Below are 12,032 nucleotides of genomic sequence, written 5' to 3'. Positions count from 1 at the left end.
ACGGCCTGGATGTCCGCGAGCGTGATAGCTGTCGTGACGGGAGCTGCGGGCAGCGACGCCGCGTCTTGATGGTTTGCCACCTGCGCTGGGCTCACGGCCCAGGGGCCACCCTGCGGACTTGCGAGGGTCGATGCGCCGGCGGGTGTCGCGACGGCGAGTGCCATGGCAAAAGCGGCCAGCGCGGCAGTGAGCCGCTTCAGCCCCTTCCACAGCACGGACCATCTCATCAGACGTCACCGATCGCCGGGACGATGCTCAGGCATCGTCAGACACAGAACACAGAACACATGAAGGTGGTGTACGTGTGTCGGCGACCAGTGGTGAGACGTCCACTGGCACTTCGACGACGACCGCAGCTGACGTAGTCAACCCGCGGTCCGCGGAGATCTCCGCCTTCTTGCGCCCCGTGAAAGTGCGCCCCCTGCCGGCGGTGGAGGTTCATTTCTGAACTTCCGGGTTGAAGTTAGATCGGTCTTCTACGCGACGTCAACCCCCCAGCGAATCTTTCGGATTCTCGTTTTCTTCGACCCAGAATCCGAAAGTCCCTATCGAAAGATGCCCAACCTGGGCTCATATATTCCCAGAACTGAATATACATATCCCCGCCGTTACAGGCAAAAATGGCCATATATGCACCTTAGCGACTATCTTGAACCGAGAACGGATTGCATCCACAAAGGCGATGCGCTCACGCTGTGGCGTCGGGATGGGTCGGCAGGAGGAGGCGGTCGGAGTCCGCGTCGAACTCGAAGAGCTCTCCGTACCGCCCCCAGTCGATCGCGGTATCGAGCTGCGCCTCGGCCTCATCGTCGCCGTAAAGTGCCTTGAGCTCGGCGAGCATGTCATCGGCGCGCAGGGCACCGGAGTCGCTGTGCCGCAGCTCCCGGACGATCCGCCGGACAAGCGGCGCAGTCTCAACCGCGAGCGTCGCGAACTGCTCCTTGGCCCGGAGGAGATCGGCCGCGGCGTACCGCCGGCCCTGTTCGGTGATCCGGAGCTCGGCGCCCTGCGGCCGCGCAAGCTTGAGCAGGTTGGAGGCGTCGACAATCGGCAGCAGGTCGTCAATCTCGTAGCGCAGTTCGTCAGCGATCTCCGCGAGACCCTCGACCCCGCCGCGGTGGGCGAGAAGCTCGATGAGGCCGCGCAGCTCGCCCGTGCTCGCCGCCGGAAGCGGTATCTCGAGGTTGCCACTTCCGGTGTCGGCCGCCTCACCGCGCATGACGCCGCCCGGAACAGTCGCCGCCGTCGGCTCGCCGCCGCCGTCGTGCGCACTCACCTCCTGGGCACCCGAAGCGACTGCCAGCCCGCGCCGTGGCTCCGCCTTCTGGCCGGTGAGAATCCCGTAGACCTCATCGACGAGTGCCTCGAACTCGGGGCTGCGGCGGTCGCGCGGCTGGGGAAGGTCCACCGCGAGCTCGGCCTTGATGCGGCCGGGGTTGGAATCGAGCACCAGCACACGGTCCGCGAGCTGGATGGCTTCCTCGATATTATGGGTGACGATGAGCGCGGTGCGCGTGGGCATTGTCCCGTCGCTCCACATCCGCACGAGCTCGGAGCGGAGATTCTCGCTCGTGAGCACGTCAAGGGCGGAGAACGGCTCGTCCATGAGCAGGACGTCGGGTTCCACGACCAGCGCCCGCGCGAACCCGACGCGCTGTCGCATTCCTCCCGAGAGTTCCTTCGGATAGGCGGTCTCGAAGCCGTCGAGCCCGATCGCGTCGATCGCGGCGAGGGCCCGCTCGCGGCGCTGGGCAGGCCTGACGCCCTTCGCCTCGAGCCCGAGCTCAACGTTCTCGAGGACGGTGAGCCAGGGCAGGAGCGCGAAGGACTCGAACACGAGGGCGGTGCCGGGATTCGCGCCGTTGACGCGCTCGCCCCGGTACGAGACGGTTCCGGATGACGGCGCGATGAGACCGGCGATGCACCGCAGCAGTGTGCTCTTGCCCGAGCCCGAGCGGCCCAGGAGCGCGACGATCTCGCCCTCGCGCAGCGTCAGGGTGACGCCTGAGAGGACGGTCTTCTCCCCGCCGTCGGTCGCAAAGTGCTTGCTCACGTCGGAGACCGAGATGAGGTCCGTGGTGCTGTTGGTCGTGCCGGCGGCGGTGGTGCTGTTGGCTGAGAGGTTCATGGTGGTGCCTCCTCGAGGGGAAAGAAGAAGTCAGTAATCAGAGCGAGAAGCGGGACTCGGCAAGTGCGTACAGGCGTCGCCAGAACAGTCGATTGATGCCCACCACGAAGGCGGACATCACGATCACGCCGATGAGCACGCGGGCCATGTCGCCCGACGAGGTCGCCTGGGCGATGTAGGCACCGAGCCCGGTGGCCGTGAGGGTGTCATGGTTGTAGGAGACGACCTCGGAGACGATCGAGGCGTTCCACGCACCGCCGGCCGCGGTGACGCCACCCGTGACGAAGGCGGGGAAGATCGCGGGGAGGATGAGTCGGCGCCAGCGCTGGACGTGTGTGACACCGAAGCTGTCCATCGCTTGCCGAAGATCCGTAGGGATCGCGCTCGCTCCCGCGATGACGTTGAACAGGATGTACCACTGCGAGCCGAGGGCCATGAGCGCGATCCCACCGATATCGAGCGGGATGTCCGCGGCCACGAAGAATGCGATCGCGAACGGGAACAGGAAGTTCGCCGGGAAGCTCGCGAGCATCTGGACCACGGGTTGCGCGAGCCGGCTGATTCTGGGGTTCATACCGATCCACACGCCCACAGGAACCCACACGATCGTCCCGAGGACGATGATCGCGAGCACCCGCAGGAGGGTGATGAGCCCGAGCCCGAACGCCTGTCCGAACTCGCCGAAGCCCACTGTCGAGGCGATGAAGTCGTAGGCCCAGTAGGCGCCATACGCCATCGCTGCCGCGACGAGGACCGTGACCGCGACGTCTCCCGCACGACGCCGCGCGGCGGGCACCACGAGCGGGTAGTCGGCTACGCCGAACGGCCGCATCGCGGAGTCGAGCGTCCTGCCGATGGGCGCGAGCGCCCGGCCCAGTCCCCGCGGGATCGACGAGTGCGCGAGCACCGAGAGGACGAGGCTGCGCGGACGCTCCGCGGCGGCCGTGTCCTCCTGGCGGAACTTCTCCGCCCATGCCACGAGCGGGCGCCAGAAGAGGAAGTTCACGCCGAGCACCATGACGGCCATCGTGAGGATGGCCCAGCCCACGTTCGCGAGCTCTCCCTCCTCGACCGCCGCGGCCACGTAGGCGCCCACCCCGGGGAGGGCGTAGGAGGATCCGTTGACCGAGATCGCCTCGGACGCGGCGAGGAAGAACCAGCCGCCTCCAAAGCTCATCATCCCGTTCCAGACGAGCGGGATCATGCCGGAGGGCACGTCGAGCCGCCAGAAGCGCTGCCACTTGGTGAGGCGCATGAGGCGCGCGGCCTCGTCGAGTTCCTTGGGCTGGCTCACGAGGGACGCATGGAAGGCGAAGGCCATGTTCCAGGCCTGGGACGTAAAGATCGCGAAGACGCTCGCGGCCTCGAGCCCAAGCTGGGAGCCCGGGAAGAGGGATAAGAATCCAGTGACCGTCACGGACAGGAAGCCGAGGATCGGCACTGACTGGAGGATATCGAGGGCGGGCAGGATGATCTTCTCGGCCCGCGGGAGGCGCGCGGCCGCCGTCGCGACCACGAAGGTGAACACGACGGATGCGAGGAGCGCCGCGAACATGCGGGCCAGCGAGCGCAGCGCGTAGTAGGGAAGGTTGGAGGGTTCGGTCGAGACGGAGGACGGCGCATTGCCCAGGTCGAGCGGGGCCGTCGCCCCGAGTGAGACGCGGATCACGAGATAGAAGACGACGGCGATGGTCGCCGCCACAAGGAGGTCGGCCCAGCGGAACCGGGCACGCTGGAGCGTGCCGGCGCCGGGCAGCAGGCGGAGGAGGGTCATGGTGGCTCCCGTCAGGGCGGGCGCAACCGCACTACAGAGGAGCGGGGCTCGGCGTCCGACGCCGCGTGGTTGCGGGCGCGGCGCGGCGAGTCACGCTGGTGTGGCGGGGCTGCGGAAAAGGGCGGGCGGGCGGGCTCTAGAAGAGGGCGGGCTCGTGCCGGTCAGAAGGAACCGGCGGGACTATGACCGTCGCTCATGACGGAACACCTCCCCGGTTTGATGGCTGCATGCCTCGGGAGGCCGCCAAGCGACCTGACGCCCCTCCTCGTAAGACCTTTGGCACTTCGCGGCGTCACCCTGGACTCTTGGTCCGGGAGCCAATCGGGGAGGCCCCTTAATCCGGGGCGACCTGTCCTGACCCGTGGCGTCTCTCGACGTTGGGGGTCGCTGGCTTGTGTCCGCGAAGGAGCCTCAGCTAACGAACGGCACCTTGCAGGGGACAGAGTAGCATCCCCGTCTGGGTCGTCCATTCAGGAAACGGTCAGGGCAGACTCATCAGGCAGACCCGTCAGCGCCTCGGCCGCCGCGCGGGGCCGCCCAGAAACCGGTCCGGGAGCACCTTGGAGGCAAGCACCACGGCCTTGTAGACCGCAGATGGGACCGAGACGGACCGCCCGGCGAGGTTCTCCCGCAGCCCGTCCCGCACCACGCGATCGGCCGCGAGCCACGTCCATCCGGGGTATCGGCGAGTCTCCATGCCCATGCGCTCGTGGAACTCGGTGCGGGTGAATCCGGGGCAGAGGGCGGTGACCTTCACGCCCGAGCGCCGGTAGTGCACGTTGGCCCAGCGGCTGAACGACACGAGCCAGGCCTTTGCAGCCGAGTAAGTGCCCCGTGGGAGGAAGGCGGCCACGGAGGCGACGTTGATGATGCGGCCCTCGCCCCGGGCGAGCATGCCCGGCAGCACGGCATGGCACAGGCTCAACGCGGCCTCGACATGAAGCCGCAGGTGGCTCACCTCGTCGGGGAGCGGGGTGTTGTGGAAGTCGTGCAGGAGGCCGTGCCCGGCGTTGTTGACAAGGATGCCGACCGGCCGGCTCGGGTCCTTCGCACGCGTGACGGCCGTTCCGAGCCCGAGCGCGTCTGTGAGATCGGCGGCGAGCACCTCGACATCCACGCCGTGCCGGTACGTCAGCTCCCGTGCCATTGCGTCGAGCCTGTCCTTGTGCCGGGCCACGATCACGAGGTCGTGGCCCTCGGCCGCGAGCTGCCGTGCGAACTCCGCGCCGAGTCCGCTGCTCGCACCGGTGATGAGCGCCGTCGTCATGCGCCTCAGCCTACCGAAGCCGGAGGTCACCTGCCCCGGCACCCCCGCGCGCGCTCGGACCTGTCACTCCCGCGGTGCCGTCGCCACGATCGCGAGGGCGCCGAGCTCGTCGTCCTCCTCAGCGCGAGGGTGAAGGCCGACGCCGGTCAGGAGCGCGAGTGCGTCGGTCACCTGGCGCTCGCCCAACTCGATGAGGAGGGCGCCGCCGGGCGCGAGCCATTCGTGCGCACCGGCGGCGATGCGGCGGTGCACGTCGAGGCCGTCGGCGCCTCCGTCGAGGGCGAGGGCGGGCTCGTGCTCGCGGGCTTCGGGCGGCATGAGCGGCAGCGCACCGGTGGGAACGTACGGAGCGTTGGCCACGAGCACGTTCACCCGTCCGCGCAGTCCCTCCGGTAAGGCCGAGTAGAGGTCTCCGGTACGGACGCGTCCTCCCCATGCGGCAAGATTCCGCCTCGCACAGGCCGTCGCGGCGTCGGCGAAGTCTGCTGCGTGGACCTCGAACTCGTCGGCACCCCAGCCGCGCGCCTCGAGCGCCGAGGCGATGCCCGCCCCGAGTGCGCCCGACCCGCAGCACAGGTCGACGACCACGGCGGGCGCCCCGCCGGCGTCGTGCGCGAGGCCAGCGAGGTGCTCGACGGCCAGGCGCACGAGCAGCTCAGACCTGCGTCGGGGCACAAACACTCCGGGGCCGACGGCGATCCGCAGGCCCGCGAACTCGGCCCACCCGAGCAGGTGCTCGAGCGGCTCACCCGCGACCCTGAGGGCCACGAGCCGCTCAAGTTCGGCAGCGTCGGCCGCGGCACCGCCCGCAGCGGTGCGGCCCGACACGGCTTCGACCAGGAGGGCGGCCTCCTCCTCGGCGAACACGCAGCCCGCCGCCCGCAGCCGCGCTGCTATCCCCGCAAGGAGTGGTTCAGCGGGCTCTGGCCATGCACTGGTCACGGCGATAGTCTGCCAGCACCTGAGGGGTCACCGGCACCCAATGAGGCAAGCAAGGGCCCCTGGACCGAGGAGGAACCATGGCGAGCAACACGTACAGCATCTCCGAGATCGTCGGCACGAGCCCCGACAGCATCGACGCAGCCATCAAGAACGGCGTCGCCGCCGCGTCGCAGACCCTGCGGAACCTCGACTGGTTCGAGGTCCAGTCGGTGCGCGGCCACCTCGAGGGCGGCGACGTCAAGGACTGGCAGGTCACCCTCAAGATCGGGTTCCGTCTCGAGCGCTGACGGCGCGCCCGGCCGGGTTCGCCGCTATTGAGTCCTGGCGACGAGGGCCTCGGTGAACACCTTCGGGATGTCCGCCGGGTCCTTCGCCACGTAGCTTGAGCCTCCGGTCGCGGCAGCGATCTGCTGGAGCACGGCCGCGTCTGCGTCGGCCGTGATGCCAATCGTCACGAAGATGACGGGCTTGGCCGGGTCCTTCTCCCGGTTGAGCGTCGCGAGGAGCTCATCGAGCGAGATCGAGTTGGGCTTCTCGTTCGCGCCGTCCGTGAACAGGATGACCGAGTTCACGGCCCGCGGGTCGTAGCCCGCTTTGACGGTGCGGAAGGCTGCCAGCGCGGTGTCGTAGAGACCCGTTCCCCCGCCCACGAGGCTCCCGAGCGACTGGATGTCGGCCCCGAGACGCTGGCGCTGCGACTTGCCGTCCGTGATGGCGTCCATGCGCCGGATCGGGTCGAGCTCCTTGTAGTCCTGGCCTTGGCCGCCCAGGTTGATCGAGAACGCCCACATGCCCAGCTGGGCCGTGTCCGGGAACATGCCCGCGCCCGTCGCAGCAGCCTGCTGGGTGAGCTGCATGCGGGTCTTGCCGCCCGCGTCGAGGTTCATGGACCCGGAGACGTCCATGACGACGAGCGAGCGGAACGGGACGACCTGCAGCGCCCAGGTCTTGAGCGCGCGGCTGATCCCGTCCGCGGAGGGGGCAAGCACGGTCACGGCTCCCACGGAAAGCTGGGCGGCCGCGCCGTCGGTCTGGCCCGCGCCCGGAGCGCGCAGGCCGGCGTCGGCGAGCGCACGGCGGCCCTGATCGTCGCCGAGGGCTGCAGCGAGCGCCTTGGCTGCCTTCGCCGCACCCGGGCGACGCGCGGAATCGGTGCTCGTGACGGCGATCGGATAGTCGACGACGGCAGCCTTGCCGCCGGGGACGGTCGCCGCGAGCTTGGTGTTCTGGTGGGAGGAGGCGTACGCGAGCCACGAGCTCTCCGCGACGATGACCGAATCCGACGAGCGCTCGGCCGTATCGAGGAGCGCAGAGTCGCTCTGGGTTGCATGGGATTTCTGGGCCGAGCCTTGGGCGAGCTTGCCGAGCGACGCCGCAAGCGCGGCAGGGTTCGAGCCACCGGACTCGCCCTCGGCAACGGCGCCGGCGAGCGCGGCCGAGGCACTCGCGCTCGTGAGCGGATCGCCGAACTGGATGCTGGCGGTGCCGAACGCGGCGCCCCACCCGGACGGTGCAGCAGTGCCCTTCGCCGCGACGACAACCGCCGGCGAGGCCGCCACCGAGGGCACCGCGATCTCTGGCTTCGGGGTGGAGTTGACAGCGCTCACCCGTGCGCTCGAATCGGCCAGCCAGAGGTCCGGCGCAGCCTTGCCGGCCGCAACCTTGGCGGCGATGTCGGTCTGCTCCGCGACATCGATCTTGAGCGTCACGCACGCGGCGGGGTCCACACGCGCCGCAGCGGCGTTCACTGCCGGGAGCGTGGTCGAGTCGGCGAGCACGCTGTACGTCTCGGTTGACGCGCACGACGGCGCGGCGGCCGTCACGATCCTCGGAACCAGCGCCCACGCCGCGAGGCCAATAAGGACGAGCACGCCCACCGCGATAGACACGACGATGGCGAATCGGCTCCGCCGGCGACGCGCGCGCCAGCTGCTCTTCGATTCGGCCCGGCTCGCAACCCTGCGTCCTGCCATGGCTCTCCTCCCAGCACAGGTGGCATCCGCGATTCAGCACGCGTCTCCCCCGCGGGGCGGCCCCGTGGACTACGTGTGATCCCGCCCAGTATAGGTGGAGCGCACCGAGAGCCCGTGTCCCGGATCACAGCGCGAGGCCTGCCTACCGCTCGGACGGCTCCGCGGCGTCGTGCGTCACGAGGGCGCAGCGCCAGGCGAGCACAGCCGCCATCCCCGCGGCCCAGCGGGCGCGCAGCAAGGCCACGTCGGCCGCAGGAGCCCCGGCCTGTTCGAGGAGTTCGGAGGCGTGCGCATCAATGAGGTCGCCCAGAAGGTACTTCGCGGCCGCGCGCCTGACCCGAGGTGCGCCCTGCGCGTACAGCGGACCGCGCTCGAGTCGCCGCAGCACCGGCCGGAGTCCGATCCAGAGCACCGCCCCGAGCGCGAGCACTGCGGACAACGGCACACCCGACCCCCACATGGCGAGCGCGATCAGGAGCGGAGCCGCCCCGAGTGCCGCCGACGCGAGCAGGACGAAGCTGCGCGCCGGGGCCTGGTCCGATCTGGTGCGGCCGAGGTCCGATGCTCGGCCAATTGAGTGCAGGACGGCGATCCTCGCCTCACGCATTGCCGGTCCGTACTCTTCGCGAAGGGCAAGCACAGCCTTGCCCCGCCGGGGCCCGCCCGGAGCACGCGCCGAAAGATCCAGGACGGCCAAGGCGTGAGGGTCAATCCCCCGGGCCTCTGCGATGGACGTGCCCACCGAGCGCTGGCCGGGACGTGCCTGAGTTGTCACCGTCATCGGCCCCCTCTCGTTGGCTGAAATGTCTTCGGACTGAACATCCTGAACCAACGTGACTTAAGTTGTATCATCCTGTCAAATAAGTGAGACGATAACACTTGTATTGCTAGGAAGTTTCTGTGAGCGTCACACTGCCCGCTTATCCCGCACTTCACTGGAGCCCTTACGTGCTGGTAGCGTCAGCGGGACGCGGCATGCCGCCACTGCTGGGGAGTGGTGCGGAAGTCGTTGTCGCGCCAAGACGCCCGGGCCGTATCCCCGATGGGGCCCGGGCGTCTTCGGCCCGAGTGACATGTGGTGGGCCCCGTGGGTTTCGAACCCACGACCCGCGGATTAAAAGTCCGCTGCTCTACCAACTGAGCTAGAGGCCCGGTGCCCCGGCGCCGCCGGGACGGAACCACTCTAGCGCAGGGTGCCCACACGACGTCGTGCGCGGAATCCCGCGGGTACAACACAAGCCCACCGCCAGCGGCGGCCCCGCGCGAAGAGGAGTACCGTACTGGGCATGAACGAGGCAGTCGCATGAGCGAGAACCCAGCATCCAGCGGTTCGGGCCCGATCAGGCCCCACAAGCCGAAGCCTTTCGCGCCCATCGACTTCGAGCCCTTTGCGGGCGGCACCGACCCCGCCCGGGTCTCCGAGGCGGCCCACCTCGCGGCCCAGGCGCTCGTGCGCCGGGGGCGGGAGAGCGACGACCCAGAAGTGACTCAGCGGCTCGTCCGACTCGCCGACGAGCAGGGGCTCGAGGCTATCGCCGAGATGTGGGCCGAAAGCCCCGCCCGCTCCCTGCCAGGTGCGCTGTGGCGCCTCTACGCCCTCCGCGCCGCCACGAAGCAGGACCCCGAGCGCATCTCCGTCTACTTCAAGGCCGGCAAGGACACTGCACAGGTCTCGCACGTGGTCGCGGGCGTCGCGGAGCCGCCCGGAGCCGATGAGCTCGCCGCGATGGCGGACGCGATCCTCTCCGGTGCGTTCGACGGCGAGTTCGACGTCGCGCTCGAACGCTCGGCGGCGTTCTGCCGCGTCGTCGCGCTCGGTCAAGCCACGGTGGCGGACAGCGCCGAATGGTCCAATTCGCAGCACGCGACCAAGCTCACGAAGAGCGCCAACCAGCTCGTGAAGACGGCCGAGGACCTCGAGGCGAGCGCCAAGGCCTGGCGCCGAGGGCAGCTGGACTGAGTCTCTCGGGAGCGCACTGCCGCCGATCTGTCAAGATTGACTCGGGCGCCGGGAGCGTAGAACACTGTAGGTGGCGTCGGACCGGTGAACCCCCGGGCTCCAACTTTGAGCCGCTTTGAGCGGCCTTCCGCCGAGAGGCGGTCCCGGTTCGGCGCCTTAGCTTTCCCGTTCACCGCTGTCCCGTAAGATGCGAAGGGCTGGCATCCGCTGGCAGGATGGCGAGCGGAACCCCGACCGCTGCGGCCAGACTCAGTACTTCCCGCGCCGGAGATCCATGAAGTTCAGGCTGTTCCCCCAGGAGACCGCGGGCCTCGAACTGCTCGCGTCCATGGCCCAGCAGTCAGTGCTGGGAGTACAGACGCTCTCGGAAATGTTCGGAGCACGCCGCTCGGACTACGAGCAGCTCGTGGACATTCTCATGGCGAACGACGCTCGCACCACTGAACTCTCCCGCACGCTCCTCACCCAGCTGCGCACGAGCTTCGTCAACCCGCTCCCCCGCGAGGACCTCCTCCAGCTCTCCGAATCCCTCGCCGCGACCGTGGACCATCTCGTGGCCGTCGGCGAACTCATCCAGCTCCATGCGATCGACAGGCTGCCCGCCGAGGCCTCGGACATGCTGGACATCGTCAACCGGCAGGCGGAACTGACCGTCGCGGCCATGCGCTCCCTGTCCCGCCTCGAAGAGCTCGAGGACTACTGGACGGACATGATCCGGCTCGCCAAGCGTGCCGAGCAGACCTACCGGGTGTGGAGCGCGTCCGCGCTGCGGGAGCTCTCCATCGGCCAGTTCGCCCGCACCGTCGAGGTGGCGCGTGCCCTTGTCGCGGCGGTGCACTCGCTCCAGGCGGTCGCGACCTACGTCGGCCGGATCATCGTCAGGGAGTCCTGAGGTGACAGCAGCGCTCACGGGCGCGGTCATCTTGCTCGTCTGCGTGTTCGGCTTCCTCAACGGCTTCCGCGATGCTTCCGCGGCGGTCGCGCTCACCGTGCGGACCCGCGCGCTGACGCCGAGCATCGCCGTCGTGCTGACGGCGGGGTTCAACGTGCTCGGAACGCTCACGAGTGCGTGGCTGCTGAAGAACATCGGGATGGTGTTCGTGGCAGTCCCCAGCGGGAACGATGGCCTTGTCCTGCTCGGGGCGACGCTCATCGCGGCCATCCTGTGGGGCGTCTACGGGTGGTGGCGGGGCTACCCGGCCTCGTCGACGCATGCCTTGGTGGGCGGCCTCATCGGTGCCAGCCTGGGCCTCACGCTCATAGGAGACCGGGCACCCTCGGGCCTCGACCAGGTGTTCTGGCTCTCCGTTGGGCTCCCCCTGATCGTGTCCCCACTGCTCGCGTTCGGCGCCGCGTTCTTCCTCACCCCGCTCGTCACGTGGATCCTCCGCTACAGCCAGCCGAGTCAGGCGCATGCGGGGCTACGGGCCGCCCAGTCCGTCGGCGCGTCGATCGTGGCGTTCGGCCATGGGCTCCAGGACGGCCAGCGGATCGTTGCCCTCTTCATCGTCGCCGCTCTCGGCTCGGGCGCGGGATTCGACGAGGTGCCGATGTGGGCGATGGTCGCGGCCGCGATCGCGCTGGGTGGCGGAACGCTGGCTGGAGGCTGGCGGATCACCTATACGCTCAGCCATCGGCTCGTTCGCATGGACCCGCTGCGTGCGTTCGTGTCGCAGTTCGTCACGAGCGCCATGCTCGTCTTCGGCTCCCTCGGCCTCCACTGGCCGCTCTCGACCACGCATACCGTCGTCGCATCCGTGCTCGGTGCGGGCGCGAATCAGGATGTCGGCTCGGTCAACGTGCCGCTCGTGGTGCGCCTCATCCGGTTCTGGCTGCTCACCCCGCTCACGACGGCGGTGCTCGGCTTCGTCCTCGGGCTCGCCTTCGAGCCCCTCGGGGACATCGGCTAACGGACTAACGGGCTAGCCACACCCGCATTCACCGAGTGGGAGCACCCCGACAAGAGCGGCGGGCGCCACGCCTGAGGC

At 69.0% G+C, this 12,032-nt stretch carries 10 protein-coding genes, 1 tRNA gene and 1 riboswitch; of the genes, 4 read left to right on the top strand and 7 right to left on the bottom strand.

The genetic code is table 11. From position 1 onward, the window contains the following. Positions 1-688 precede the first annotated feature (688 nt). The 4 genes from AB5L97_RS01445 to AB5L97_RS01430 form a co-directional block, all read right to left on the bottom strand. The gene (locus AB5L97_RS01445) at positions 689-2,128 is read right to left on the bottom strand and encodes a nitrate/sulfonate/bicarbonate ABC transporter ATP-binding protein (protein WP_369046183.1); all 1,440 of its coding nucleotides are present in this window, start codon (positions 2,126-2,128) and stop codon (positions 689-691) included. 37 nt (positions 2,129-2,165) lie between these two features. After that, positions 2,166-3,902 carry an ABC transporter permease gene (locus AB5L97_RS01440; protein WP_369046182.1) on the bottom strand — a complete coding sequence of 579 codons (1,737 nt, stop codon included), beginning with the start codon at positions 3,900-3,902 and terminating at the stop codon, positions 2,166-2,168. Between the two features lie 254 nt (positions 3,903-4,156). Further along, positions 4,157-4,332, bottom strand: a riboswitch (M-box (ykoK) riboswitch). A gap of 78 nt (positions 4,333-4,410) precedes the next feature. Continuing rightward, positions 4,411-5,169: an SDR family NAD(P)-dependent oxidoreductase gene (locus AB5L97_RS01435; protein WP_307959056.1), complete on the bottom strand. Its 759-nt coding sequence runs from the start codon at positions 5,167-5,169 to the stop codon at positions 4,411-4,413. Between the two features lie 63 nt (positions 5,170-5,232). Next, a complete protein-coding gene (locus AB5L97_RS01430; protein WP_369046181.1) occupies positions 5,233-6,111 on the bottom strand; it encodes a putative protein N(5)-glutamine methyltransferase in 879 nt (292 codons plus the stop codon). 77 nt (positions 6,112-6,188) lie between these two features. Here AB5L97_RS01430 and AB5L97_RS01425 point away from each other — a divergent pair, with 77 nt between their 5' ends. Further along, positions 6,189-6,398, top strand: a complete 210-nt coding sequence (locus AB5L97_RS01425) for a dodecin (RefSeq protein ID WP_307959058.1) — start codon at positions 6,189-6,191, stop codon at positions 6,396-6,398. 24 nt (positions 6,399-6,422) lie between these two features. Here the strand turns inward: AB5L97_RS01425 and AB5L97_RS01420 are convergent, their stop codons facing one another. From AB5L97_RS01420 to AB5L97_RS01410, 3 genes are all read right to left on the bottom strand, one after another. Next, on the bottom strand, positions 6,423-8,084 hold the full coding sequence (locus AB5L97_RS01420) for a substrate-binding domain-containing protein (RefSeq protein ID WP_369046180.1): 1,662 nt from the start codon (positions 8,082-8,084) through the stop codon (positions 6,423-6,425). 142 nt (positions 8,085-8,226) lie between these two features. Next, complete coding sequence (locus tag AB5L97_RS01415) at positions 8,227-8,865, bottom strand: hypothetical protein (protein ID WP_369046179.1); 639 nt, start codon at positions 8,863-8,865, stop codon at positions 8,227-8,229. Between the two features lie 295 nt (positions 8,866-9,160). Then, positions 9,161-9,236 (bottom strand) — tRNA-Lys (locus tag AB5L97_RS01410). Between the two features lie 151 nt (positions 9,237-9,387). On the opposite strand from AB5L97_RS01410, the gene AB5L97_RS01405 reads away from it, so the two are divergent. From AB5L97_RS01405 to AB5L97_RS01395, 3 genes are all read left to right on the top strand, one after another. Beyond that, complete coding sequence (locus AB5L97_RS01405; protein WP_307959061.1) at positions 9,388-10,044, top strand: hypothetical protein; 657 nt, start codon at positions 9,388-9,390, stop codon at positions 10,042-10,044. A 274-nt stretch (positions 10,045-10,318) separates the two neighbouring features. Beyond that, positions 10,319-10,936: a DUF47 family protein gene (locus AB5L97_RS01400; RefSeq protein ID WP_369046178.1), complete on the top strand. Its 618-nt coding sequence runs from the start codon at positions 10,319-10,321 to the stop codon at positions 10,934-10,936. A 1-nt stretch (position 10,937) separates the two neighbouring features. Continuing rightward, positions 10,938-11,954 (top strand): inorganic phosphate transporter, encoded by a 1,017-nt coding sequence (locus tag AB5L97_RS01395; protein WP_369046177.1) that lies wholly within the window; start codon positions 10,938-10,940, stop codon positions 11,952-11,954. The last annotated feature ends 78 nt before the right edge of the window (positions 11,955-12,032 follow it).

This window comes from Sinomonas sp. P10A9 (assembly GCF_041022165.1).
GTDB classification, from domain to species: domain Bacteria; phylum Actinomycetota; class Actinomycetes; order Actinomycetales; family Micrococcaceae; genus Sinomonas; species Sinomonas puerhi.
Note: the sequence above shows the minus strand (reverse complement) of the source record. Positions and strands in the feature narration are given on the sequence as shown.